This window comes from Burkholderia sp. Bp9031 (genome assembly GCF_003857965.1).
Taxonomy (GTDB): Bacteria; Pseudomonadota; Gammaproteobacteria; order Burkholderiales; family Burkholderiaceae; genus Burkholderia; species Burkholderia ambifaria_A.
The window spans coordinates 134,796-159,987 of the sequence record NZ_QTPW01000010.1; the positions used below are offsets into that span (position 1 = coordinate 134,796).

The following is a 25,192-nucleotide window of genomic DNA, read 5'->3' on the forward strand; positions in this document are numbered from 1 at the left end:
CGGGCCGCCCGTTGCGCATTCGACGCCGCGCGCGTTACAGCACGTAGCGCGACAGGTCTTCGTCCTGCGACACTTCGCCGAGCGCACGGTCGACATACTTCGCGTCGATCGTCACGCGCTCGCCGGCGTGGTTGCCGGCCGAGAACGACACTTCCTCGAGCAGCTTCTCGATCACCGTGTACAGGCGGCGCGCGCCGATGTTCTCGGTTTTCTCGTTGACCGCATACGCGATCTCGGCGAGGCGGCGAATGCCGTCCTCGCCGAACTCGAGCTGCACGTCTTCCGTTGCGAGCAGCGCCTGGTACTGCTTGACGAGGCTCGCGTCGGTCGCGACGAGGATCGCCTCGAAATCGTTCACCGACAGCGAGTCGAGCTCGACGCGGATCGGGAAGCGCCCCTGCAGTTCCGGAATCAGGTCGCTCGGCTTTGCGAGGTGGAATGCGCCGCTCGCGATGAACAGGATGTGATCGGTCTTCACCATCCCGTACTTCGTGTTGACCGTCGTGCCTTCGACGAGCGGCAGCAGATCGCGCTGCACGCCCTGGCGCGACACTTCGCCGCCGCTGCCTTCGTTGTTGCGGGACGTGATCTTGTCGATCTCGTCGAGGAACACGATGCCGTTCTGCTCGACGTTCTGCACCGCCTTCGTCTTCACTTCCTCGTCGTTGAGCATCTTCGCCGCTTCCTCGTCGGTCAGCAGCTTCAGCGCTTCCTTGATCTTCACCTTGCGGCGCTGCTTCTTGCCGCTGCCGAGGTTCGAGAACATCGAGCGGATCTGCTCGGTCATCTCCTCCATCCCCGGCGGTGCCATGATGTCCATGCCGGCCGACGGCTGCTCGATGTCGAGCTCGACTTCCTTGTCGTCGAGCTGGCCTTCGCGCAGGCGCTTGCGGAAAGTCTGGCGCGTCGCGTTGTTGTCGTCGTTCGCGTGATCGGCGTTGCCGCCGAAGCCCACCGCGCGCGGTTGCGGCAGCAGGAGGTCGAGGATGCGGTCTTCCGCCTGGTCGGTCGCCTTGCTGCGCACCTTGCGCATCTCGGATTCACGCGTCTGCTTGACCGAGATCTCGATCAGGTCGCGCACGATGCTGTCGACGTCGCGGCCGACGTAGCCGACTTCGGTGAACTTGGTCGCTTCGATCTTGATGAACGGCGCGTCGGCGAGCTTCGCGAGGCGGCGTGCGATTTCGGTCTTGCCGACGCCCGTCGGCCCGATCATCAGGATGTTCTTTGGCGTGATTTCCTGGCGCAGCGGGTCGGCGACCTGCTGGCGGCGCCAGCGGTTGCGCAGCGCGACCGCGACGGCCTTCTTCGCCTTGGCCTGGCCGATGATGTGCTTGTCGAGTTCCGAGACGATCTCGGCAGGGGTCATGGTGCTCATGGTGCGGTCCTTACTCGATCGTTTCGATGATGCGGTTGTGGTTCGTGTAGATGCACATGTCGCCGGCGATCGCGAGCGATTTCTCGACGATTTCGCGCGGGGACAGCTCGGTGTTCTCCGCGAGCGCGCGAGCCGCGGCCTGCGCGTACGCGCCGCCCGAACCGATCGCGCAGATGCCGCCTTCCGGGTCGAGCACGTCGCCGTTGCCGGTGATCACGAGCGTGGTGGTCGCATCGGCCGTGATCAGCATCGCCTCGAGGCGGCGCAGCATCCGGTCGGTGCGCCAGTCCTTCGCGAGCTCGACGGCCGCGCGGGTCAGGTTGCCCTGGTGCTTCTCGAGCTTCGCCTCGAAGCGATCGAGCAGCGAGAACGCATCGGCGGTGCCGCCCGCGAATCCGACCAGTACCTGGTTGTTGTAGATCCGCCGCACTTTCCGCGCGCCACCCTTCATGACGATGTTGCCGAGGGTTACCTGGCCGTCGCCGCCGAGCGCGACCTTGTCGCCGCGTCGGACCGAAACGATGGTCGTGCCGTGAAATTGCTCCATCTGCGTTCCTTGAGAAAAACGGGGAAGAGTCGGGCGGCGCGGGGCGCCGCCGCATGAATCGCAGTGCGCCGGGGAGCGGCCCGGCGCGCGTCCGTTTCATTTTAGGGCGGGCGCCGGGATATCAAGAGGGGGATGCAAATCGGCCCGGACGGGAACCGGTGCCGGAAAAACAAAAAGCGCGCGGCAGGCCGCGCGCTTTCGGGAAGCAGCGTGTCGGAGCGGAACGCCGCTCGATCAGTCGCCGAACAGCTTCTGGCGCAGCTCGCGGCGCTCTTGCGCCTCGAGCGACAGCGTGGCCGTCGGGCGCGCGAGCAGGCGCGGGATGCCGATCGGTTCGCCGGTTTCCTCGCACCAGCCGTAATCGCCGGAATCGATGCGGGCGAGCGACTGCTGAACCTTCTTGAGGAGCTTGCGTTCGCGATCGCGCGTGCGAAGCTCGAGCGCGTGCTCTTCCTCGATCGTCGCGCGATCGGCGGGATCGGGCACGATCACCGTCTCGCGCAGGTTCTCGGTCGTCTGGCCTGCGTTCTTGAGGATGTCCGCCTGCAACTGTTCGAGCCGATTTTTGAAGAAGGCGAGCTGATCCTCATTCATGTAATCCTTGTCGCTCATCTTCAGGATTTCGGCTTCGGTCAAGAGTTTCTTCGTCATCTGCTTGCTTCTTCAATGTGCGGCAAATCAAGAGATATTGCCTGCACTTTGGGATTACCCGCAACTGCGCTTGCAATCATTTGCGATTTGCCGCCGCGGGGCCGAAAGCCTCTGGAAAACCGGTTCTCAAATACCAGGATAGGCCTGGCGCGGATTTGCGCGCGCGGCGAACCGGTGCTGCGCGGCAGATCGCATCGGCCGCGGCCGGGTGGCGGATGGGCGATCCGGCGCGGTTGCGATGCCCGGATTAATGGTTCAGCAAGAACCGGGCCTGTTATTGCCGTACTCCAGCGGGCACGTATTGTAACTGAATCGCAAGCGGGCGCCGTATCGGGTCGATCCCCGTCGGCTGCGCCAATATCTAGAAAATATAACGCGCAAATCGCGAAAAAGCGATGACGGCGAAACCCTGCCCGGAAAAGGCGCCCCGCGGCCGCAGCCGCCGCCTGCGAGACGGCCGTGCGGGAAGGGGGCGCAACGGTTGCCCGCGCGCGTCAGGCGAGGCAGGCGTCGAGGCCGTCGGTGATCAGGTCCTGCGGCAGGTCGACGCCGATGAACACCATCTTGTTGGTCTTCTTCTCGGCCGGCAGCCACTTCGCGGCGAGGTCGCTGCCCATCATCTGGTGCACGCCCTGGAACACGACCTTGCGATCGACGCCCTTCATGTACAGCACGCCCTTGTAGCGCAGCATCCGTTCGCCGTAGATCTGCAGGATGCCGCCGAGGAAGTCTTCCAGCTTGTTCGGGTCGAACGGGCGGTCGTTGCGATACACGAACGACTTGATCTTGTCGTCATGGTGCGCGTGGTGGTGGCCATGATCGTGATCGTGCGCGCATTGACCGTGATCGTGGTCGCAATTGGCGTGATCGTGATCATGGTCGTGATCGTGGTGGTGATGCGCGTGATCGTCTTCGGCGAGGAAGTCGGGGTCGATCTCGAGCTTCGCGTTCAGGTTGAAGCCGCGCAGGTCGAAGATTTCCTTGATGTCGGCTTCGCCGAAATTCACGACCTTGATCGTCGCCTTCGGGTTCATGTGCATCAGACGGTGCTTGAGGCCCGCCACCGTCTGGTCGTCGACGAGGTCCGACTTCGTGATGAACAGGCGATCGGCGAAGCCGACCTGGCGCTGCACCACTTCATGTTCGTCGAGCTGCGCGTTCGCATGCTTCGCGTCGACCAGCGTGATGACGGCGTCGAGCAGGAAATCGTCGGCGATCTCGCTGTCGATGAAGAAGGTCTGCGCGACGGGGCCCGGATTCGCGAGGCCGGTGGTTTCGATCACGATGCGGTCGAAGTCGAGCTTGCCGTCGCGCTTCTTCGCGGCCAGGTCGCCCAGCGCGCGTGCGAGGTCGCCGCGGATCGTGCAGCAGATGCAGCCGTTGCTCATCTGGATGATCTGCTCTTTCGTGTCCTGAACGAGGATCTCGTTATCGATGTTCTCTTCGCCGAATTCGTTCTCGATCACGGCGATCTTCATGCCGTGCTGTTCGTTCAGGATGCGCTTGAGCAGCGTCGTCTTGCCGCTGCCGAGGAAGCCGGTAAGGATGGTGACGGGAGTGGCCATGTCGGTCGCCTGTGGTTCGTGAATCGGGGTCAAAACCAGGATGTGTGCGTCGCGCCTTCGGCTCGCGAGCCGGGGCGCACAACCATCCATTGAAACATACCTGTCAAGCCCTCGCCCGTCGTCCGGACGACAGGCGGGAGTACGAATCCGCCGGGTGCGAGGGTGCGGCCGGCGGACGGTTACGCGCGTAGATCGGGGCGATCAGACGATTTGCAACAGCAGGCCCTTCAGATATTCGCCTTCCGGGAACGCGGCGAGCAGCGGATGGTCGACGCCCGCGCCGAGCCGCTTCAGGATCCGTGCGTCGACCTTCGCGTCGGCCGCCGCGCCCGCGACGATCTTCTGGAACAAGTCCATGTCGATCGCGCCCGAGCACGAGTATGTGAACAGCAGGCCACCCGGGCGCAGCAGCTTGAAGCCGCTCAGGTTGATGTCCTTGTACGCGCGTGACGCGCGCTCGACGCTGTCGCGGGTCGGGGCGAACTTCGGCGGATCGAGCACGATCAGGTCGAAACGTTCGCCTTCGTCGACGAGGCGGCGCAGCGTCTTGAACGCGTCCGCGTCGAGCCAGGTCGTGCGTTCGGCATCGAAGCCGTTCGCCACGACGTTCTGCTGCGCGAGCGCGAGCGCATCGCCCGACGAGTCGATCGACACGACGCGTTTCGCGCCGCCCTTGAGCGCCGCGAGCGAGAAGCCGCCGGTGTAGCAGAAGCAGTTGAGCACGTCGCGGCCGTCCGCGTATTGCGCGACGAGCGCGCGGTTGTCGCGCTGGTCGACGTAGAAGCCCGTCTTGTGGCCGTTCGGCACGTCGACGTGATACCGCACGCCGTTTTCGTTCGCGATCAGCGTGGCGGGCGGCGCGTCGCCGGCGAGCACGCCGGTCGTCTGCTCGAGCCCTTCCTTGTCGCGGATCGACACGTCGGAGCGTTCGTACACGTTCGGGCAGCCAGTCGCGCCGCTGAGCGCCGCGACGATCGCGTCCTTCCAGGCTTCGACGCCCGCGGCCATGAACTGGCACACGAGCTGGCCGCGCGGCGTGGCGCCCTGTTCGGCCGTGTCCGCGATGTAGTAGTCGACGATCAGCCCCGGCAGCCCGTCGGCTTCGCCGAACACGAGCCGCACGGCGCCCGTGCCCGACACCATCGTCGTGCGGTGCGCGACCGCGCGCTGCACGCGGCGCTTGAAGAATGCGTGGTCGATCGGCTCGTTCTCGTCGAAGCTCCACACGCGCACGCGGATCTGCGACTGCGGGCTGTACGCGCCGCGTGCGAGGAAGCGGCCGTCGTGCGCGCGCACGACCACGGTCGCGCCCGGCGCGGGCTTGCCGTCGACGCGATCGATCGCATTGGCATAGATCCACGGATGCCGGCGCAGCAGCGATTTTTCCTTGGACGGTTTGAGTGTGACGGTTTGCATGATGAGATCGAAATGGGCCGTGCGCGAAGCCGGCCGTTGCCGGTCGCCGCGCGCGGCGGGTAACGCGGGACGCGCGTCAGTCGCGCTTCTTCGCGCGCGGATGCGCGCTGTCGTAAATCTTCGCGAGATGCTGGAAGTCGAGCGACGTATAGACCTGCGTCGCGGCGACGCTCGCGTGGCCGAGCAGTTCCTGCACCGCGCGCAGGTCGCCGCTCGACTGCAGCATGTGCGTCGCGAACGAATGGCGCAGCACGTGCGGGTGGACGTTGGCGGGAATACCCGCGGCGAGCGCCGCGCGTTTCACGCGGTCGCGCACGACGCCCGGCGCCATCCGGTTGCCGCGCACGGACACGAACAGCGGATGCGGGTCGTGCTTCACGAATTCGCTGCGCACCGCGAGCCACGCGTTCAGCGCGTCGATCGCCTTGCGGCCGACCGGCACCTTGCGTTCCTTGTTGCCCTTGCCGAGCACGGTGACTTCGGCTTCGGCGAGATCGAGCCAGCCGGCCGAGCGGTAGCCGTCGGCCTGCGTGTACATGACGTCGAGCCCGACCAGTTCGGCGAGGCGCAGCCCCGACGAATAGAACAGTTCGAGGATCGCGTGATCGCGGATGCCTTCGGTCGTGCCGGCGAGCGGCGCGTCCATCAATGCCGAGGCATCGTCGACCGACAGCGCCTTCGGCAGGGTTTTCGGACGCTTCGGCGCACGCACCGCGGCGACCGGGTTTGCGGGCATCTCGATGCGTTGCGCGAGCCAGCGGTAGAACGCGCGCCATGCGGACAGCCGGTGCGAGATCGAGCGCGCGGACAGTCCGCCCGCATGTGCGCGCGCGACCGCACCGCGCATGTCGGCGGCCGTCAGCGCGTCGAGCGGCCGGCCGGCGGCGAGCTTCTTCAGTTCGTCGAGTTCGTGCGTGTACGCCCGCAGCGTGTGTTCCGACAACTGCCTGACGTGCTTCAGGTTCGACAGGTAGGCGGCGATCGGATCGTCGGTCATCGCGGGCGCGAGATCAGTGCGGCAGCAGGCGCGTGAGCGCGGCGCTCGCGAGCGTCGCGATCTGCGCGAGGAAGTCGGTCGCCATCCCGTCGTGGAAGCGGCGCGGATCGGGCGAGCCGAGCACGAGCAGGCCGAACGCGGGCGCATCGGTGCCGGCGAGCGGCGCGCGCAGCGCGAGCAGTGCGACCGACGTGGCCGCGCCGTCACCGGCCGGCGGCGCGGCTTCCACGCCATCCGTCGCATTCGCGGCCGAGGCGGCGACCGTGGGCGCGAGCCACTGCGCGGCCTCGAAGCCGGTGTTCGCGCCGCAGTACGGCGTCGACAACCCGTTCGTAAACAGGCGCACTTCCTCGCCGACCTGGCGCGCGAAATCGGCCTGCGCATAGGTGTCGGCGACATCCCACACGCGCAGTGCCGTTTGCGGCACGTCGAACACGTCGGCGATGCCTTCGGCGATCGTGCGCGGCAGCGCGTACGGGTCGCGTTCCGCGATCACGCGCGCGGTCCAGCGGCTGAACTTCGCGGACAGGCTGTCGTTCTCGTGGCCGTAGCGCACGAGCTCGGCGAGCCGGCGCTCGAGATGCTTGTTCTTGTCGCGCAGCATCTCCATCTGCCGCTCCTGCAGCGAGATCGCGGCCTTGCCGTGCGGGTTCGCGAGGCGGATCGTCGCGAGCAGCTCGGCGTGCCGCGCGAAGAATTCGGGATTGGCGAGCAGGTAGTCGGCGACTTCGCGATCGTTCATGTGGCTGGAGCGTTCAGTTATCAATGACGTTGCAGGGTCAGACGTTCAGGTCGATCTCGCCTTCGAACACGGTTGCGGCGGGCCCGGCCATCATCAGCGCGGCGGTTTCGTCGCGCGCGCCGTCCCAGCTGATCGTCAGCGTGCCGCCGTGCGTGTGAACGGTCACCGGCGAATCGAGCAGGCCGCGCCGGATGCCGGCCGCCACCGCCGCGCATGCGCCGGTGCCGCACGCGAGCGTCTCGCCCGCGCCGCGTTCGTACACGCGCAGTTTCACTTCGCTGCGCGACACGATCTGCATGAAGCCGGCGTTCACGCGCTGCGGGAAGCGGGCGTGGCGCTCGATCAGCGGGCCTTCTTCGAGCACCGGATACGCTTCGGCATCGTCGACGATCTGCACCGCGTGCGGGTTGCCCATCGACACCGTCGAGATCCAGCGCGTCGCGCCGCCGACGTCGAGCGGCCACAGCGTGTCGTGGCCCTCGGTGCGGCCGTCGAGCCCCGCTGCGTCGAACGGTACCTGCGCCGGCACGAACACGGGCGCGCCCATGTCGACGACGACTTCACCGTTGTCCTGCATCGTCAGCGTGATCAGGCCCTTCATCACCTGCACGCGCACGCTGCGCTTGTCGGTCAGGCCGCGGTCGCTGACAAACTTCACGAAGCAGCGCGCGCCGTTGCCGCAGTGTTCGACCTCGCCGCCGTCGCAATTGAAGATCCGGTACTTGAAATCCGCGTTGTCGGCGGTCGGTTTCTCGACGACCAGCAACTGGTCGGCGCCGATGCCGAAGTGTCGGTTGGCGAGTGCGCGTACCTGCGCTTCGGTGAGCGGCGGCAACGCGCGCGAATAGCCGTCGAGCACGACGAAGTCGTTGCCCGCGCCGTGCATCTTGGTGAACGAGAGTTTCACTGGGTCCGGAATTCCATGGCGAACAAGGCGGTCGGCACGACGGACGCGGCATGCCGTCATGTCGGGCGCCGTCGTTCGTCGTGCTGATCTCAACCGCAAATGATACATGCAGCCGACAGGGGCGTCCTGCTCGGGCGGCGCGGCGGGTGTCGTTCGGGCGGCGGAGCCGGAAGAGGTCGGCCGATCGGCCGACTGGTCGCGCGGGCGACGAGTCGGCAGATTGAGGCGGTGCGGTGTGGCGGGCGTTGCCAGGGCGAGTGAATCCGGCGGCATGCGTCCGGGCTTTGCCTACGCACGGGACGAACCGCGTGCGTGTTTTCGTACCGGTCGAATTGACAACTCAATCGGGCGATTCGTATAGTCAGGCTATACGCCATGTGGGCCATGCCATCGATATCGCACGCAAGTATGGGAGGCCCATGATCAAGTCATGGCAGCACAAGGGGCTGGAGGCGTTTTTCACGAACGGGAGCAAGGCGGGCATCCGGCCGGATCATGCCTCGCGGTTGCGGCGCCAGCTTGCTCGTCTCGACATGGCGAGTCAGCCGCTCGACATGAACGTGCCGGGCTGGCGCCTTCACCGCCTCGCCGGCGGGATGGAGGGTTACTACTCGGTGAGCGTGAGCGTCAACTGGCGCCTGACGTTCAGGTTCGAGGGGCCCGATGTCGTCCTGGTCAACTATCAAGACTATCACTGAGGTCATTCAACGCCATGACTCGCATCTTCAATCCGCCCCATCCGGGCGAAACGCTGCGTGACGACATTTTGCCGGCGCTCCGCCTGACCGTGACCGAAGCCGCCGCGCAGCTCGGCGTCACGCGGGCGGCACTGTCGCGCATCCTGCACGGTCACGCCGGCATTTCGCCTGAAATGGCACTGCGTCTCGAAGCGTGGCTCGGTGAGGAAAACGGCGGGAAGGCCGATCTGTGGCTCGCGCAGCAGTCGGCCTACGATCTGTGGCAGGCACGCGCGAAAGGCGTGCCGAAGGTGGCGAGGGCGCGGGCGCGCGTTTGACGGCGCGCTCGCGGCCCCGCTCGACTCAATAAAGGCTCGGCTCGCCGGGCGGGCGCGTCTTGAAGCGCTTGTGGACCCAGTAATACTGCTCGGGCATCAGCGGAATCTGTTCCTCCAGGAATTCGTTCATCCGCCGCGCGTCGAGATCGTCGTCGCCGGTCGGGTAGTGATCCCACGGCTTGAACACCTTCAGCCGATAGCCCTTGTAGTTCGGCAGCACCTCGCCGATGAACGGCACGACCTGCGCGCGGCCCGTCTTCGCGAGCCGGCCGACGGCCGTCAGCGTGCACGCGGGCACGCCGAAGAAGGGTACGAACGTCGAATTGCGCAGACCATAGTCCATGTCCGCGCCGAGCATCACCGGCTTGCGGTCGCGCAACCAGCGCAGCACGACGCGCGCGCTGTCCGCACGGCCGACCATCTCGGCATCGAAACGCCCGCGCGCCTTCTTCGCCTCTTCCTCGAGCACGGCATTCGAGAACGGCTGGTACAGCGATCCGCAGCGACGCTGCAGCGAGCGGTTCAGCCAGATCGAGCCGGCTTCGATGCCGACGAAATGCAGGCCCAGGAACAAGGTCGGGGGCAGATCGGGATCGGTGAGATCGACCGCACTGTCGACCTGGATCAGCTTCGCGAGCTTCCTCTCGGAGCCGAACCACTGGACGCTGCGCTCGACGTAGCTGCGGATCGCGTGACGGAAATGCAGGCCCGCCACTTCCTCGCGCCGTTCGCCGCTCCAGTCGGGGAAGCAGAGTTTCAGATTGGTATGTACGATGCGCTTTCGCCGGCTGGGAATCTGGTACAGCAGCCAGCCGAGGCCGTCGCCGAACCGTGCGGTCAAGCCATACGGCAGCAGGGCGAGCAGCTTCAGCAAGCCGATGGCGAGGTGCGTGCCGAGGCGGCCTAGCATGCGGAATCTCCGTGGGGCCGGCTGGCCGGCACGTTGCGAACAGGGGGGTAGGACAGCGGACGATGCAGCACGGGTGGCGCTCTGTGACAATTCACGAAAGCCGCTATAATACGGGCTTCGCCGAGTTAACTGACAACTTGCGGGGCGAAGCCGGCTGGCGCGAAGCGCGCTGCCCGGTCCTGGTAATCCGCTAAAGCGTCGCCGCTTCAGGCCCAACGAAGCTGGCTACGTGAAACCAACCGTAACCACACAGGAGCCTGAAAAAGTGGCAAACGATTATCTCTTCACGTCCGAATCCGTCTCCGAAGGCCATCCGGACAAGGTCGCGGACCAAATCTCGGACGCGATTCTCGACGCCATCCTCGAGCAGGACAAATACTCCCGCGTTGCAGCCGAAACGCTGTGCAACACGGGTCTAGTCGTTCTGGCTGGTGAAATCACCACGACGGCCAACATCGATTACATCCAGATCGCGCGCGACACGATCAAGCGCATCGGCTACGACAACACCGACTACGGCATCGACTACAAGGGTTGCGCGGTGCTCGTCGCGTACGACAAGCAGTCGCCGGACATCGCGCAAGGCGTCGACCGCGCACATGACGACAACCTCGATCAAGGCGCGGGCGACCAGGGCCTGATGTTCGGTTACGCCTGCGACGAAACGCCGGAACTGATGCCGCTGCCGATCTACTTGTCGCACCGTCTGGTCGAGCGCCAGGCCAGCCTGCGCCGCGACGGTCGCCTGCAATGGCTGCGTCCGGACGCGAAGTCGCAGGTGACGGTCCGCTACGTCGATGGCCGCCCGGATTCGATCGACACCGTCGTGCTGTCGACGCAGCACGCACCGGACATCGAACTGCCGGCACTGCGCGAGGCCGTGATCGAGGAAATCATCAAGCCGACGCTGCCGGCCGACCTGATCAAGGGCGACATCAAGTTCCTGGTGAACCCGACCGGCCGGTTCGTGATCGGCGGCCCGCAGGGCGATTGCGGCCTGACGGGCCGCAAGATCATCGTCGATACCTACGGCGGTGCCGCACCGCACGGCGGCGGCGCGTTCTCGGGCAAGGATCCGTCGAAGGTCGACCGTTCGGCAGCGTATGCCGGCCGCTACGTCGCGAAGAACATCGTCGCGGCAGGCCTCGCATCGCGCGCGCTGATCCAGGTGTCGTACGCGATCGGCGTCGCCGAGCCGACCTCGGTGATGGTCAACACGTTCGGCACGGGCCGCGTGTCGGATGCGGTGATCACGAAGCTCGTGCGCGAGCATTTCGACCTGCGTCCGAAGGGCATCATCAAGATGCTCGACCTGCTGCGCCCGATCTACGAGAAGACGGCAGCTTACGGCCACTTCGGTCGCGAAGAGCCGGAGTTCTCGTGGGAAGCAACCGACAAGGCACTCGCGCTGGCCGAAGCGGCCGGCGTGGAGCCGACGGCGCGCGTCGCGTAAGCGTCGTCCGCCAGAAACGAAAAACCCCGGCATGCCGGGGTTTTTTTATGCGTGTCGCGCGCCGGCGAGATGGCGGCGCGCGTGGCGGGTACGGCGCGCCGGCGCGGGGGTTCAGGTTCAGCGTGCGCTGAAACCGAACCACCCGTTGCTGGCCGCGAGGCGGCGCGGGCGGTTGATGCGGCGCTGCGGGCCGAGCGTGCGGCGCAGCGCGAGCGCGCGCAGCGACGACGGCTTTTGCAGCAGCGAGCGCAGGCCGGCGCGGCGTGCGAACGTCTGCGCGCTCATCATCGAGAAGAACGCGTGGAACCACGCGCGGATGCCGTCCAGCCGGCTGTGCGCGTGCGTGTGCTCGGCGAGCGCCTGCGCGCGGGCGCGGTGATGGCGCAGCGAGCGGGCGGGAGCGGACGGCACGACGCGCTTCGCAGCGCGGCTGAGACGGGAAGTCAGACGGAATGGCATGTGAACGATGCTTCGCTTGTATGGATGGCGCCCTTGAAGAGCACACTGGTATGAACGGCCTCGGATGGCGCAACGGATCTTACCGAAAGTCGTCGCGCGCCGCGCCCGCCAGAATTGACAGGCCGCGACAGGCTACAGGGGTTTCATGACGCGCAAAAGTCGCGATAAACCCTTGTGCCGCAAGCGAGTCGCCGCATACCGCCTGTCGCTGAGGCTCGCGCCGCGCCGCACAGTTCCCTTGCGCCAGATCAAATCGGCGATTGGCATGCCCCTGCGCACGACAATGGCGCTGTTCGCGGAATCCGGCGCCGATTTACAATCGTCACATTCACACCAATAAACGTCTGGCATCCCATGTCGTCTCCATTGCAGTCGGAATCGATCCGCGCGCAAGTCGCGGAATTGCTCGAACGCGGTTTCGTCGTTGCGCGCGGCCTCGTCAGCGAAGCGCAGTGCGCGGCGCTCAAGCGCATCGCGGAGCGCCAGTTGCAGGAAGCGGCGGAGCCGATCGAGTTCGAGGCGGATTTGCGCTACCCGGGCGCGCCGGAGTCGAAGCATGCGCCGGGCGGGCATACGGTGCGGCGGCTGCTGGACGCCTACACGCGCGATCCGGCGTTTGCCGAGCGCGCGATCGCGCCCGAAATCGGCGCGTGGATGCGTGAGTACTTCGGCGAGCAGCCGGTGCTGTCGTGCGCGCATCACAACTGCATGATGACGAAGCATCCCGCGTACGGAAGCCTGACGGGCTGGCATCGCGACTTCCGCTACTGGTCGTTCGAACGTGCCGACATGGTGTCGGTGTGGCTCGCGCTCGGACCGGAAACGAACGAAAACGGCGCGCTCTGGCTGGTACCGGGGTCGCACACGGCCGAATTCGGGCCCGAAGCGTTCGACGACGCGAAGTTCTTCCGCAGCGACCTGCCGGAGAACCGCAAGATGATCGACGCGGCAACCTGTCCGCCGCTCCAGACGGGCGACGTCGTGTTCTTCCACTGCAACACGCTGCATTCGGCGGGGCAGAACCGCTCCGACCAGGTGAAGTTCTCGCTCGTCTACACGTATCACGGCGTGAGCAACCGGCCGGTGCCGGGCACGCGTTCGGCGACGAAGCCGGAAGTGCAGTTCTAGCAGTGCTTCGGGGCGGCGACGCAGCCGCGCCGATGGCCCGATGCGGCGCTGTGCGGGCGGATGAAGAAACGGGCGGCCTCGGCCGCCCGTTGCATTTTGCGTGGCGCGTTCGCGCGACGCGGGCCCGTCATGAGCCGCACCGCTGCGCGATCAGCGCTTGCTAGGCGGCATCGCGAGGCCGATCAGGCCGATCAGCGAGGCGACAGCGCCGCCGGCGATCAGCAGGATCGTTTTCGTGGCGGGCGAGCCGGTGAAGAAGCGCGACATGTTGTCGTTGATCGAATGGAACGACTGGCCGCCGAAATACAGCAGCACGACGCCGCCGACGAGCAGTGCAACCGAGATGACCCGGGACATACCAACCTCGCTGTAACGGTGATTCGAGACGCCGCAGTGTAGGCGACGCGCGCGGTCGCGTCCATTGCCGTGCGTGCTCGCGCCGCGTTCGCTACCATAGCCGTCGTGTGTTTCCTTCGCCGTCGGCGCGCGATGTTCGCGTGCGGCGCGCGTCCCTTCCCCGACGTCTTGACGGAACCGACCCATGGCCTACGAAGCAGCTTCCGAACGTTATGCCGACATGCAATACCGCACCTGCGGCAAATCCGGGCTCAAACTGCCCGCCCTGTCGCTCGGCCTGTGGCACAACTTTGGCGACTCGACGCCGATCGCGACGCAGCGCGACATTCTGCGCACCGCGTTCGACCTCGGCATCAATCACTTTGACCTCGCGAACAACTACGGGCCGCCGTACGGCAGTGCCGAAACCAACTTCGGCCGGCTGCTGAAGGAAGATTTCCGGCCGTACCGCGACGAGCTGCTGATCTCGACGAAGGCCGGCTGGGATATGTGGCCGGGGCCGTACGGCAGCGGCGGCGGGTCGCGCAAGTACGTGCTCGCGAGCCTCGACCAGAGCCTGCAGCGGATGGGCCTCGACTACGTCGACATCTTCTATTCGCATCGCTTCGACGCGCACACGCCGCTCGAGGAAACGGTCGGCGCGCTCGCATCGGCCGTGCAGCAGGGCAAGGCGCTGTACATCGGCATCTCGTCCTACTCGGCCGCGAAGACGCGCGAGATGGCCGAGTTGCTCGCGCAATACAAGGTGCCGCTGCTGATCCATCAGCCGTCGTACAACATGCTGAACCGCTGGATCGAGCAGGATCTGCTCGGCACGCTCGACGAGATCGGCACGGGCAGCATCGCGTTCACGCCGCTCGCGCAGGGGCTGCTGACGTCGAAGTACCTGAACGGCGTGCCGGCCGATGCGCGGGTGAACAAGCCGGGCGGCGGGTCGCTGAAACAGGATCACCTGAGCGCGGACAACCTCGAGCACGTGCGCAAGCTCAACGGCATCGCGGAGCGGCGCGGGCAAAGTCTCGCGCAGATGGCGCTTGCGTGGGTGTTGCGCAATGGCCGCGTGACGTCCGCGCTGATCGGCGCGAGCCGCGCGGAGCAGGTGCGTGAAAACGTCGGCGCGCTGAAGAACCTCGAATTCTCGGCCGACGAACTTGCGGAGATCGATCGCTACGCGACCGAAGGCGGCATCAATCTGTGGGAAAAGCCGTCCACCGATCAGGCGATCTGACCGGCAGCAACGACAGTCGATACGGGATGCGAACGATCGCATGCCGTATCGCAACACGCACACGAACGCCCTCGCGTCGCTGCGATACAGCGATGTGACCGGCGCGCAAATGCGTCGCTAGATCAGCGCAGGCAGGCCTTCGACGAGCAATACCGCAACGCCGACGCCGAGGATGACGCCGAGCACGCGCAGCAGGTTGTGGCGGAATTCGGTTGCGCACGGCACCGCGCCGAGAAATAGCGCTCCGGCCAGCGCCATCGGAATCAACAGGATGAAGTCGCCGATCGTGAAATAGGTCGTCATGCGTGTCTCCATAGTCGGCCGGCGCAGGCACGCGCCTGTTCCCGCCCCGATGCCGGGCATTTCTCATGTTGTGCCGACCCGATTGCGAGCGGGGCGACAGTTCGAGTATAGGCAACCTCGCGGCGTTTTTCGCTATCCGAACCATTAAAAGTATGCGGAAAACCCGGGGAATTCCGCATTTTTCCCGCGAACAAGACGAACGCCTTGCGCAAGTCTTTCCCGTTCCTTTCGTTTTGTGCAGATACGTCGTACGTGTTCGATCCGGAGCGCCGCACCCGCGGGTACGGCGCTCCGTCCGCTTACGCGCGGTCGGGTTGCGCGCGAACGGCCGGCGTGCGGAACACGAGCGCGAGCCCCGCGACGATCGCCCCCATGCCGGCGAGCGCGAGCGGTTCAGGCCGGTTGCCGAGCCAGACCGCGTCCATCAGCGTGGTGACGACGGGCACGAGATAGAACAGGCTCGTCACGTTGACGAGATCGCCGCGCTGCATCAATCGGTAGAACAGCAACTGCGCGATCACCGAGATCACGATGCCGAGCCACAGCAGCGGCACGACGAGCGCCCAGCCGACTTCGACCGAGATCGGCCGGAACGGCAGGACCGCCGCGCACAGCGCGAGGCCGATCGCGTTCTGGAGCGGCAGCACGTCGGCGGGCGCCGCCCGCGCGCGTTTTTGCAGCAGCGAGCCGACGGTCAGCGCGACGAGTGCCGTGAGCGCGCACGCGACGCCGATGATCGGCAGGCCGGCGCCGCCCACGCCGCGGCACACGACGAGCGCGAGGCCGCCCAACGACAGCCCGAGCCCGGCGATGCGCATCGGCTGCCAGCGCCGCTCGACGATCGCGAGCGTGAGGATCGGCTGCACGCCGAGGATCGTCGCGAGCACGCCCGGCGCGATCCCGCGCTCGAGCGCGAGCAGATAGAAGATCGAATAGCCGCCCATCATCAGCAGGCCGGTCAGCGCGGCCATGCGCCGCTCGCCGCGTGGCGGCAGCCAGCGGCCGCGCACGACGGCCGGCACGAGCAGCACGAGTGACGCGAGCGCGAAACGTGCGGTGAGAAAGACGAACGCGGATGCGTGACGCAGACCGAGTTCAGCGAAGATCGCGCCGCTGCTCCACAGCAGCACGAAGAGCGACGTCACGCCATGCGCGGCGAGCGCGCGTTTGAACGAAACCATGTGAATCCACCTGTCGAACGGATCGAAACGTTCCATGTCGCGCGCGGCAACGCGCCGTGCGTGATCACGCACGAACGGCCGCAAACGGGCGAATGGAAAACGGAAAGGAAAGCCGGCTGGTCAGCCGACGCGTGCCGCCGGCGGGGGCGGCGCGGCGCCGACGAGCGGCGGTGCGACAGGAGGAGGAAGGACCGACGGATGCGCGCACGCCTGCGGCCGCGAGTCGAACTGCGGCCGGGATTTTGCGAGAGCGGACGTGAGCGGATGCATCGTGTCGAAAGGCGCTTGAACGCGAATGAGCGTCAACGGTACCGCAAGGCGGCCATTCAGCGCAACTGCCAGCGCAACTGCCGCACTGGCGGCATGACGCCACCGCCGTCGCGCGAACGACCGAACAAGGTCACGCGGCGCCGCGGCGTTCGCGCATGCGCAGCCACGCGGCAGCGGCGAGCCCGTTCGCGAGCAGCGTGGCGACCAGTGCTGCGACGCCCGGCCAGCCATACGCGCTCCAGAAGCGTCCGCCGAGCGAGCCGACGATGCTCGAGCCGAGATAGTAGGACAGCAGGTACAGCGCGGCGGCCTGGCCCTTGCCCCGCGTCGCGAGGCGGCCGACCCAGCCGCTTGCGGTCGAATGCCCGGCGAAGAAGCCGAACGTCACGCATGCGATGCCGAACGCGATCGCCGCGACCGGCTGCAGCAGCGTCAGCGCGACGCCGGCCAGCATGATGACGACGCTGGCGATCAGCACGCGGCCGCGGCCGAGCGAGTCGGCCATGCGCCCTGAAAGCGGCGACGCAACGACGCCGACGAGATAGACGACGAAAATCGCACCGATCGTTGCCTGGTTCATCGAATACGGCGGCGCGAGCAGCCGGTAGCCGACGTAGTTGTACAGCGTGACGAAGCCGCCCATCAGGATGAAGGCCAGCGCGAACAGCACGGGCAGCTCGCGGCGGCCGGCGAGATGCCGGCCGAGCGCGGCGCGATGCTGCGCGAAGCCGAGCCCGCGGCGTGGTGCGAAATGGCGCGACGGCGGCAGCAGCGCGCGAAACGCGAGCGTGGACGCGAGTCCGAGCACACCGATTGCACCGATCGCGATGCGCCACGTGAACAGGTCGGCCAGCACACCCGCGATCACGCGTCCGGCCATTCCGCCGATCGCGTTGCCGCCGACATAGAGCCCCATCGCGAGCCCGAGGCCGTCCGGGCGGACTTCCTCGGCGAGATACGCCATGCCGACCGCGGGCACGCCGCCGAGCGCCAGCCCGGTGAGCATGCGCAGCACGAGCATCTGGTGCCAGTGCGGCGCGAATGCGGCGACGAGCGTGAGCAGCGACGACAGCAGCAGCGACACCGTCATCAGCCGGTGGCGGCTCACGCCTTCCGAGACGAAGCCCGCGACGAACACGGCGACGGCGAGCGCGGCCGTCGAGAACGACAGCGCGAGGCTGCTCTGCGCGGGGCTGACGCCGAACGTGCCCGAGAATTCCGGCAGCAGCGGTTGCACGTAGTAGAGCAGCGAGAAGGTCGCGTAACCGGCGAACAGCAGCGCGACGCTCGCGCGCCAGTAGCTGCGCGAGCCGCGTTCGAGATAGGGCGGGGAGGCGTCGCGGCGCGCGGCCGCGGGCGTGGTTCCGTTGGAGGCGGTCACGCGAGATCTCCTGACGGCCGGGGCAAAGGCCAGACGATACGCGCAATGCGCAATTCGCGTGCGCATCGCATGGCCGGCCGGATTCGGGAGACAGTCACATTCGACAGGGTATGATGGGGGTGTCCGCCCGTGCAAGCGCACGCGCGACGCAGTGGTTGATTGGAGACATTCGACGAATTCGCGGCACTTCACCCGCTTCTTCTTCTTTTCGCGCTTCGATAAACCGTGAACAATGGGATCACGCGCAACACCCCGGCGAGGGCGGCGCGGATCGTGCATTTGCCGGCTCGCCAGCGGGCCGGGTTTCAAAGTTTCAAGAGTGGGGAACCATCATGCATGTCGGGTCGATTGTCTGTACTACCCATATCGCGGTGCCGAAGGGCGCGCGCGGCATCGTCCAGCGCGTTCTGGGCGACATGGCCATGGTGACCTGGTACGCGGGCGTGCCGGGCGAGTCGAAGGAACTCAACACCGAGCCGTTCTTTCTCGAGGACCTGATCGACACCGGCGAATCCGTGCTGCCGGCCGGCGCCGCGCTCCACTGAGCATGCGTGCCGCACCGGACGCTCGTGTTTCGGCGCGGCTGACGGCACAATGCGGGGCATGAAAGACGTCACTTCCGCCCCTGCTGCTCCCGCCGGCCCGCCGTTCGCCGGCCTCACGCCCGAGTGCGTGCTCGACGCGCTCGACAGCGTGCTGATGCCGGCCGGGTTACGCACCGACGGGCGCCTGCTCGCCCTGAACAGCTACGAAAACCGCGTCTACCAGGTCGGCATCGAAGACGGCCCGCCCGTCGTCGCGAAGTTCTACCGGCCCGCGCGCTGGACGGACGACGCGATCCTGGAAGAACACGCGTTCGTCGCCGAACTCGCCGCGCGCGAGATTCCGGCGGTGCCCGCGCGCGTGTTCGACGGCCGCACGCTCCACGCGTTCGACGGCTTCCGCTTCTCGATCTTCGAGCGGCGCGGCGGCCGCGCGCCCGATCTCGACCGCAGCGACACGCTCGAATGGCTCGGCCGTTTCATCGGTCGAATCCACGCGGTCGGCGCGACGCAGCCGTACGTCGCGCGTCCGGTGCTCGACATCGGCACCTTCGGCTACGAGCCGCGCGATTACCTGCTCGCGCACGACTTTCTTCCCGACGATGTTCGGCCCGCCTACGAGACGGCGGTCGCGCTCGCGCTGGAAGGCGTCGAGGCTGCGTTCGAGCGCGCAGGCGACATCCGCCTGCTGCGCACGCACGGCGACTGCCATCCGAGCAACGTGCTGTGGACCGACGCGGGCCCGCATTTCGTTGACTTCGACGACAGCCGGATGGCGCCCGCGGTGCAGGACCTGTGGCTGCTGCTGCCGGGCGATCGTGAAGGCGCGTCGCGCGCGCTCGCGGACCTGCTCGCCGGTTATGAGGACTTCTGCGAATTCGAGCCGCGCGAGCTGCATCTGGTCGAGGCACTGCGCACGCTGCGGTTGATTCATTACGCGGCCTGGCTTGCCCGCCGCTGGGACGATCCGGCGTTTCCGGCCGCGTTCCCGTGGTTCAACACGCACCGCTACTGGGAAGCACGCGTACTCGAGCTGCGCGAGCAGATCGGCGCGATGCAGGAAGGGCCGCTCTGGCACGTGTGACGGCGCGCGCGGCAGCGTCGCCGCGCGGCATTTGCGAAGTGGGCGGCCGCGCGTTGTGCGCGGCCCGCATCGCTCAGAACTTCAGCATCATCCTGATCACCGCGGCGAAGCGTTTGCCGTAAGGCGGCGCGATCAGCCCGCGGGTGTTCAGGCGCGCCTGCGTGAGCACGGGCTTCATCTTCGAGAACGTCACGAAGCCGTCGTAGCCGTGATACGCACCCATTCCGCTCGCGCCGACACCGCCGAACGGCAAGCTGCCGCACGCGATGTGCATCAGCGCGTCGTTGACCGTCACGCCGCCCGAGATCGTTTCGCGCATCACGCGGTCGATCGTGCCGCCGTCCTCGTCGAACAGGTATAGCGCGAGCGGCCGCGGACGCGCGTTCACATAGGCGATTGCTTCGTCGAGCCGCTCGTACGGCACGAGCGGCAGCAGCGGCCCGAAGATTTCCTCCTGCATCAGCTGTGACGCGGCTGGCGCGTGCGTGACCGCGCACGGCACGAAGCGGCGCGACGCGGGATCGGACTGCGCGTCCGACAGCGGATGCAGTTGCGCGCCGGCCGCCTGCGCGTCGGTCGCAAGCTGTTGCAGCCGCGCGTAATGACGCGGCGATACGATCGTCGTGTAGTCGCCGTTGGTCGACAGGTCCGGATACAGCTTCGCGAAGCGTGCGCGCGCGCGCTCGATGAACGCGCCTTCCATCCCGCGCGGCAGCAGCACGTAGTCGGGCGCGATGCAGGTCTGGCCCGCGTTCAGCGTCTTGCCGCCGATGATCGCGTCGACGGCCGCATCGAAGCGCGCATTCGGGCCGACGATCGCCGGCGACTTGCCGCCGAGCTCGAGCGTGACGGGCGTGAGGTTGTCGGCGGCCGCGCGCATCACGTGGCGGCCGACGTGTGTCGAGCCGGTGAACAGCAGGTGGTCGAACGGCAGCGCGCTGAATGCGGCGCCGATCTCGGCATCGCCGTTCACGACCGCGACGTGATCGCGCGAGAAGGTCTTCGCGATCAGTTGCTCGAACAGCGCCGACGTGCGCGGCGTCAGTTCGGACATCTTGATGATCGCGCGGTTGCCGGCCGCGAGCGCGCAAATCAGCGGCCCGGCCGCGAGCAGGATCGGATAGTTCCACGGCACGACGATGCCGATCACGCCGAGCGGTTGCGGCAGCACCTTCGCGCGCGCCGGCCGCAGCCACTTGTTCATCGGCTTGCGGATCGGCTTCATCCAGCGCTTGCCGTGCTTGAGCGCGTCGTCGATCTCTTCCTTCGCCATCCAGATTTCCGACAGCAGCACTTCCTGCTTCGCGCGATGCCCGAAGTCGGCGCTGATCGCATCGGCAAGCGCATCCGCGTGATCGATCAGCATCGTGCGCAGCGCGCGCAGGTGCTGCGCGCGGGTGTCCCACTCCGGATACGGCGTGCGCAGGTAGGCCGCGCGCTGGTCGTGCAGCAGCGTCGTCAGCGCATCGACCGACGGCAGCGCTTGCGGGGCCAGTTCGGGCAGATCGTTCTTCATGTCGTCTCCTCCAGTTGAGCGTGGCACGTCGGCCAGCAGTCAGGTCGCACGTACCCGCTCGGCGAGCGTGGCGGGGCGGGATTGGCGTGCGTCGCGCGGCGCGGGGCCGGATGCGACGCGCGGGCGAATACAGGGGGCAGCGTGCGGCAACCGTCGCATCCGCGCGACGGTGTTCGCGTCCGAAAACGGGATTGCACGGCTCGCGTGGACGGCCCGATGCGATTTCCGATGGGGGCACGATCGCGCGCTGAGAGCGCTTGCCGGCGCACCGAAGCGGGGCGGCACGCGGCGCGCGGCGACATACGCACTGGCTCGTCGTGCCGCTCGTGCGACGCGCCATCCAAACGGTCGGCGACACGTGGCGTCGTTCGATTTCGACCGGGCACGCGCACGGTGTCGCACGTCACCGACCGGGCATCCGTTTGAAATGAAATGCGGGCCGCGCGCGGTGCGTCCGGATCACCCGGTCGGCACGCGGCCTGCAGAACGTCGCGCTGCATCGTCGTCTCCCCAGTTTCGCGACGGCGCGGCTTCTGGCGGCCGGTGCAGCGCGTCGCATCGATCGATACATCTTAAATTTAGTTCACGCGGGCGTTTAGAGGAATCGCTCTTGAATCGGCGCGCCGCGCGCGCGACGGCCATTCCTACAATGCCCGAACATTACAAGCGGGAGCCGGTCCGCGCCGGGCGCCGTTCATGACACGAAGGAGACGTGACATGCAATACGACTACATCATCGTCGGCGGAGGGTCGGGCGGGTCGAGCCTTGCCAGCCGCCTCGCCGATGCATGCCCCGACGCGACGATCGCGCTGATCGAGGCCGGTTCGCATACGGAGCGCAACCTGCTCGTCAACATGCCGGTGGGGATCGCGGCGCTCGTGCCGTTCAAGCTGGGCACGAACTACGGTTACGAGACAGTGCCGCAGCCGGGCCTCGGCGGCCGCCGCGGCTACCAGCCGCGCGGGCGCGGGATGGGCGGCTCGAGCGCGATCAACGCGATGATCTACACGCGCGGCCACCCGGGCGACTACGACGAGTGGGCACAACTCGGCGCCACGGGCTGGGGCTGGCAGGACGTGCTGCCGTATTTCCGCCGTGCGGAAGGCAACGCGCGCGGCGCCGATATGTGGCATGGCGCGGACGGCCCGTTGACGGTTTCCGATCTGCGCTTTCGTAATCCGTTCTCCGAACGATTCATCCAGGCCGCGCACGCGGCCGGCTATCCGCTCAACGACGATTTCAACGGCGCGACACAGGAAGGCGTCGGCTTCTATCAGGTCACGCATCGCGACGGCTCGCGCTGCAGCGTCGCGCGTGCGTACATCTACGGCCGCAACCGGCCGAACCTGCGCGTGATCACCGACGCGACGGTGCTGCGCGTGGGCTTCGACGGCAAGCGCGCGGTCGGCGTCGTGGTGTCGCGCGACGGACGCATCGAGACGCTCGGCGCGCGCGCGGAGGTGATCCTGTCGGCCGGCGCGTTCAATTCGCCGCAACTGCTGATGTGCTCGGGGATCGGTCCGGCGGAACAGCTGCGTCGGCACGGGATCGCGGTCGTGCAGGACGCGCCGGACGTCGGCACCAACCTGATCGACCATATCGACTTCATCATCAACACGCGCGTGAATTCGTCGGAGCTGGTCGGCGTCTGCCTGCGCGGGATCGCGAAGATGACGCCGGCGCTCGCGCGCTATTTCTCGAGCCGCACCGGGATGATGACGAGCAACGTCGCGGAGGCGGGCGGCTTCATCAAGAGCGATCCGTCGCTCGATCGTCCGGACCTGCAGCTGCATTTCTGCACGGCGCTCGTCGACGATCACAACCGCAAGATGCACTGGGGCTTCGGGTATTCGCTGCACGTATGTGCGCTACGGCCGTTCAGCCGCGGCACGGTCGCGCTTGCGAGTGGCGATGCGCGCGACGCGCCGCTGATCGATCCCCGTTTCTTCAGTGATACGCGCGATCTCGATCTGCTCGTGCGCGGCGCGCAGGCGATGCGCCGCATCCTGTCGCAGGCGCCGCTCGCGTCGCAGGGCGGGCGCGAGTTGTACACGCGCGCGGACCAGAGCGAAGCGGAGCTGCGCGCGACGATCGTCGCGCATGCCGACACGATCTATCACCCGGTCGGCACCTGCCGGATGGGTTCGGATGCGCGGGCGGTCGTGGATCCGCAACTGCGCGTGCGTGGCGTCGAGGGGCTGCGGGTGGTGGATGCGTCGGTGATGCCGACGCTGATTGGCGGCAACACGAATGCGCCGTCCGTGATGATCGGCGAACGCGCGGCGGACTTCATCGTCTCGGCGCGTCGGGGCGGCGTGCCGCGCGGCGAGGCGGCCGCGGCGGCGCACGGCCGCTGAACGGCGTGCACCGGCTCGCGGCCGACGCGATGCTCAGGCGAACGTATCGACGAGGCCCGCGCGGCTCACGGTCGCGCCGGCCGCTGCGGATTGCGCAGCGTCGAGCGGTGCGTCGACGGCTGACGTTCCGGCGCGTGCGCGCGGCGACGACCGGCCGCCGGCGAAGTTCTGTTGCGGGTTCTGTTGCGACGCGAAGCCGCCGTCGCTGACGGTCGCGCTGCCCAGGCCGAGCCCACCCGCCTCCATCGCTTCGCGCAGCTTCGGCAGCGCGGCTTCCACCGCGTCGCGCACTTGTGCGTGCTGCGACACGAACAGCGCATGCGCGTGGTTGTCCGCCACGCGCAGCACGACCTGCAGCGGGCCGAGGTCCGGCGGGTTCAGCGTCAGCTCGGCGCTCTGCTGGTGCGCATTGGACAGGAACACGACCTTCTGGCTCAGCGCATCGGTCCAGTCGGCCGTGCCGACATGCGGGGCCAGCACGTGCGCGTTGGCCGCGGCGATCGAGCTTGCGGCGGGCGCCGTCGCGACGTTCGCCTGGGCGGCCGCCGCCGCCGCTGTGGCTGCCGCGACCGATGCGTCGGCGGCCGGGCTGGCGGTTTCCCCGTCGGCCGCGAGTGCGTGTGCCGCGGACTGGCCGGTCGCGCCGGCCTGCAGCGCCAGGGCGGTGGCTTGCGTGGGCGTCTGCTGCGTCGCGAGCGTGCCTTTCGCGTCGGCGAGCGTGTGGTCGAAGGTCGGGACTTGCGGCGTCAGCGGTGCATCGGCCGCTGCCGTGCCCGTCCCGGGCATCGCGATCGCCCCCGCACCGCCGGTCAGTCTCGCCAGCGCGCCCTGCAGTGCGTCGCGGCCCGATGCCGGCACGGCGGCCGCATCCTTGCCTGCATGATTCGCCAGCGCCGCCGTGGCGTCAGGCTGGCCGGACACGGCGGTCGTTTGCGCGGCGGTGGCATCGGCCGGCGCCGCGCCGTTCTCGCGCGCCTGCAGCTGTGCCTGCACGGCCGCCGCCGCGGCGAGCGCGGCGGCGTCGGGACCGGACGTCGCGTTCGCGTCGTCGGCCGACTTCTCGTCGTCGCGGTCGGCGGGTTTCGTGCCGGCGGCCGGCGTCGACGACGCGTGTTTCGTCGCGGCGTCCGGCTTGCCGGCGTTCGCCGTGTCGTGCCGCGTGACGACGCTTCGCTTCAGCGTCTGCGCGAACGGCACGGCGGCCGGGCTGTTTGCGGCATCGTCGCTGGCGGACGAACTCGCGCCGCGGACGGCCTTGAGTGCGATGCCGGCGGTGTCGAGCAGCGCGCCGAGCAGGGGCAGGGGAGGCATGGCGATTCTCTCGTTCGAAAGCGGTGAGCGGTTACGCCGAGCGGGCCGCATCGGCCCGCATGCGCAGGATTTTGGCGGCGTGTTCGTCGGCGTCGCGCTGTTCGCGCTTCGCGGCACGCTGCGCTTCCTGCGCGACGCCGCGCGCCTGCAGGGTTTCGTATGAGCCGACGGTGCGTTTCTTCTGTTGCCAGTTCGGGCGCGCTTCGTCGATGCGGAGCTCGGCCGCGGCCAGCACGTTGCGCTGCTGCGCGATTGCCGCGTCGAGCGTGTCGATGAACGACTGGAAATTGCGCAGGTTGCCGGCGGGCATCCCGTGCTGCGCGGACTGCGCGAAGCGCGCGTGGTATTCGTCGCGATAGCGCAGCAGCGCATCGAGCTGTTCGGCGGCCGCGGTGCGGTCGCGCTGCGCGGTGCCGAGCTGCTTCGCGGCGGTGTCGAGATCTTCCTGCGCGCGATCGAGCAGCAGTTGAAGGGGAAAGCCGTGTGGCATCGG

The 25,192-nt window shown here is 67.4% G+C and carries 25 protein-coding genes; 8 read left to right on the forward strand and 17 right to left on the reverse strand.

The window, feature by feature from the left end; all coding sequences use genetic code 11:
• Positions 1 to 34 precede the first annotated feature (34 nt).
• From hslU to dapF, 8 genes are all read right to left on the reverse strand, one after another.
• A complete protein-coding gene (hslU, locus tag DIE15_RS15900) occupies positions 35 to 1,378 on the reverse strand; it encodes an ATP-dependent protease ATPase subunit HslU (protein ID WP_057924604.1) in 1,344 nt (447 codons plus the stop codon).
• Positions 1,379 to 1,388: 10 nt separating this feature from the next.
• Positions 1,389 to 1,925 carry an ATP-dependent protease subunit HslV gene (gene hslV / locus DIE15_RS15905; protein WP_057924603.1) on the reverse strand — a complete coding sequence of 179 codons (537 nt, stop codon included), beginning with the start codon at positions 1,923 to 1,925 and terminating at the stop codon, positions 1,389 to 1,391.
• A gap of 234 nt (positions 1,926 to 2,159) precedes the next feature.
• Positions 2,160 to 2,576 carry an RNA polymerase-binding protein DksA gene (gene dksA / locus DIE15_RS15910; RefSeq protein WP_006477498.1) on the reverse strand — a complete coding sequence of 139 codons (417 nt, stop codon included), beginning with the start codon at positions 2,574 to 2,576 and terminating at the stop codon, positions 2,160 to 2,162.
• Positions 2,577 to 3,070: 494 nt separating this feature from the next.
• Positions 3,071 to 4,141 (reverse strand): GTP-binding protein, encoded by a 1,071-nt coding sequence (locus DIE15_RS15920; protein ID WP_124833763.1) that lies wholly within the window; start codon positions 4,139 to 4,141, stop codon positions 3,071 to 3,073.
• A 201-nt stretch (positions 4,142 to 4,342) separates the two neighbouring features.
• Entirely contained in the window at positions 4,343 to 5,557 is a 1,215-nt protein-coding gene (locus DIE15_RS15925; protein ID WP_057924601.1) for a class I SAM-dependent rRNA methyltransferase, read from the reverse strand.
• 76 nt (positions 5,558 to 5,633) lie between these two features.
• The gene (gene xerC / locus DIE15_RS15930; protein ID WP_124833764.1) at positions 5,634 to 6,554 is read right to left on the reverse strand and encodes a tyrosine recombinase XerC; all 921 of its coding nucleotides are present in this window, start codon (positions 6,552 to 6,554) and stop codon (positions 5,634 to 5,636) included.
• Between the two features lie 13 nt (positions 6,555 to 6,567).
• Entirely contained in the window at positions 6,568 to 7,296 is a 729-nt protein-coding gene (locus DIE15_RS15935; protein WP_057924599.1) for a DUF484 family protein, read from the reverse strand.
• Positions 7,297 to 7,333: 37 nt separating this feature from the next.
• On the reverse strand, positions 7,334 to 8,203 hold the full coding sequence (gene dapF / locus DIE15_RS15940; RefSeq protein ID WP_124833765.1) for a diaminopimelate epimerase: 870 nt from the start codon (positions 8,201 to 8,203) through the stop codon (positions 7,334 to 7,336).
• A 419-nt stretch (positions 8,204 to 8,622) separates the two neighbouring features.
• Here dapF and DIE15_RS15945 point away from each other — a divergent pair, with 419 nt between their 5' ends.
• Both DIE15_RS15945 and DIE15_RS15950 read left to right on the forward strand, forming a co-directional pair.
• Complete coding sequence (locus DIE15_RS15945; protein WP_057924597.1) at positions 8,623 to 8,901, forward strand: type II toxin-antitoxin system RelE/ParE family toxin; 279 nt, start codon at positions 8,623 to 8,625, stop codon at positions 8,899 to 8,901.
• A gap of 14 nt (positions 8,902 to 8,915) precedes the next feature.
• Entirely contained in the window at positions 8,916 to 9,218 is a 303-nt protein-coding gene (locus tag DIE15_RS15950; protein WP_057924596.1) for a HigA family addiction module antitoxin, read from the forward strand.
• 25 nt (positions 9,219 to 9,243) lie between these two features.
• Here DIE15_RS15950 and lpxL read toward each other — a convergent pair whose 3' ends face one another.
• Positions 9,244 to 10,128: a lauroyl acyltransferase LpxL gene (gene lpxL, locus DIE15_RS15955; protein ID WP_124833766.1), complete on the reverse strand. Its 885-nt coding sequence runs from the start codon at positions 10,126 to 10,128 to the stop codon at positions 9,244 to 9,246.
• Between the two features lie 265 nt (positions 10,129 to 10,393).
• Between lpxL and metK the strand changes: the two genes are divergently transcribed.
• Positions 10,394 to 11,581, forward strand: a complete 1,188-nt coding sequence (gene metK / locus DIE15_RS15960) for a methionine adenosyltransferase (protein WP_040128500.1) — start codon at positions 10,394 to 10,396, stop codon at positions 11,579 to 11,581.
• 117 nt (positions 11,582 to 11,698) lie between these two features.
• Here metK and DIE15_RS15965 read toward each other — a convergent pair whose 3' ends face one another.
• Positions 11,699 to 12,040, reverse strand: a complete 342-nt coding sequence (locus tag DIE15_RS15965) for a hypothetical protein (RefSeq protein ID WP_124833767.1) — start codon at positions 12,038 to 12,040, stop codon at positions 11,699 to 11,701.
• Between the two features lie 354 nt (positions 12,041 to 12,394).
• Here DIE15_RS15965 and DIE15_RS15970 point away from each other — a divergent pair, with 354 nt between their 5' ends.
• A complete protein-coding gene (locus DIE15_RS15970) occupies positions 12,395 to 13,168 on the forward strand; it encodes a phytanoyl-CoA dioxygenase family protein (protein WP_124833768.1) in 774 nt (257 codons plus the stop codon).
• A gap of 150 nt (positions 13,169 to 13,318) precedes the next feature.
• On the opposite strand, the gene DIE15_RS15975 is transcribed toward DIE15_RS15970, so the two are convergent.
• The gene (locus tag DIE15_RS15975; protein WP_057924822.1) at positions 13,319 to 13,525 is read right to left on the reverse strand and encodes a DUF3185 family protein; all 207 of its coding nucleotides are present in this window, start codon (positions 13,523 to 13,525) and stop codon (positions 13,319 to 13,321) included.
• Between the two features lie 184 nt (positions 13,526 to 13,709).
• Between DIE15_RS15975 and mgrA the strand changes: the two genes are divergently transcribed.
• A complete protein-coding gene (gene mgrA, locus DIE15_RS15980; RefSeq protein ID WP_124833769.1) occupies positions 13,710 to 14,753 on the forward strand; it encodes an L-glyceraldehyde 3-phosphate reductase in 1,044 nt (347 codons plus the stop codon).
• 117 nt (positions 14,754 to 14,870) lie between these two features.
• Here mgrA and DIE15_RS15985 read toward each other — a convergent pair whose 3' ends face one another.
• From DIE15_RS15985 to DIE15_RS16000, 3 genes are all read right to left on the reverse strand, one after another.
• The gene (locus DIE15_RS15985) at positions 14,871 to 15,056 is read right to left on the reverse strand and encodes a hypothetical protein (protein WP_011353526.1); all 186 of its coding nucleotides are present in this window, start codon (positions 15,054 to 15,056) and stop codon (positions 14,871 to 14,873) included.
• A gap of 299 nt (positions 15,057 to 15,355) precedes the next feature.
• Positions 15,356 to 16,237, reverse strand: a complete 882-nt coding sequence (locus DIE15_RS15990; RefSeq protein ID WP_124833770.1) for a DMT family transporter — start codon at positions 16,235 to 16,237, stop codon at positions 15,356 to 15,358.
• Positions 16,238 to 16,637: 400 nt separating this feature from the next.
• Positions 16,638 to 17,888 (reverse strand): MFS transporter, encoded by a 1,251-nt coding sequence (locus DIE15_RS16000; protein WP_057924590.1) that lies wholly within the window; start codon positions 17,886 to 17,888, stop codon positions 16,638 to 16,640.
• A gap of 332 nt (positions 17,889 to 18,220) precedes the next feature.
• On the opposite strand from DIE15_RS16000, the gene DIE15_RS16005 reads away from it, so the two are divergent.
• Both DIE15_RS16005 and DIE15_RS16010 read left to right on the forward strand, forming a co-directional pair.
• Positions 18,221 to 18,433 carry a hypothetical protein gene (locus DIE15_RS16005; RefSeq protein WP_011353523.1) on the forward strand — a complete coding sequence of 71 codons (213 nt, stop codon included), beginning with the start codon at positions 18,221 to 18,223 and terminating at the stop codon, positions 18,431 to 18,433.
• Positions 18,434 to 18,491: 58 nt separating this feature from the next.
• Positions 18,492 to 19,514, forward strand: coding sequence for a serine/threonine protein kinase (locus DIE15_RS16010; RefSeq protein WP_409364301.1), 1,023 nt, complete (start codon positions 18,492 to 18,494; stop codon positions 19,512 to 19,514).
• Positions 19,515 to 19,587: 73 nt separating this feature from the next.
• Here the strand turns inward: DIE15_RS16010 and DIE15_RS16015 are convergent, their stop codons facing one another.
• Complete coding sequence (locus DIE15_RS16015; RefSeq protein ID WP_057924588.1) at positions 19,588 to 21,030, reverse strand: coniferyl aldehyde dehydrogenase; 1,443 nt, start codon at positions 21,028 to 21,030, stop codon at positions 19,588 to 19,590.
• Positions 21,031 to 21,747: 717 nt separating this feature from the next.
• On the opposite strand from DIE15_RS16015, the gene DIE15_RS16025 reads away from it, so the two are divergent.
• A complete protein-coding gene (locus DIE15_RS16025; protein WP_124833771.1) occupies positions 21,748 to 23,388 on the forward strand; it encodes a GMC family oxidoreductase in 1,641 nt (546 codons plus the stop codon).
• Between the two features lie 33 nt (positions 23,389 to 23,421).
• Here the strand turns inward: DIE15_RS16025 and DIE15_RS16030 are convergent, their stop codons facing one another.
• Both DIE15_RS16030 and fliJ read right to left on the reverse strand, forming a co-directional pair.
• A complete protein-coding gene (locus DIE15_RS16030) occupies positions 23,422 to 24,699 on the reverse strand; it encodes a flagellar hook-length control protein FliK (RefSeq protein ID WP_124833772.1) in 1,278 nt (425 codons plus the stop codon).
• Between the two features lie 31 nt (positions 24,700 to 24,730).
• Positions 24,731 to 25,189 (reverse strand): flagellar export protein FliJ, encoded by a 459-nt coding sequence (gene fliJ / locus DIE15_RS16035; protein WP_124833773.1) that lies wholly within the window; start codon positions 25,187 to 25,189, stop codon positions 24,731 to 24,733.
• Positions 25,190 to 25,192: the final 3 nt, after the last annotated feature.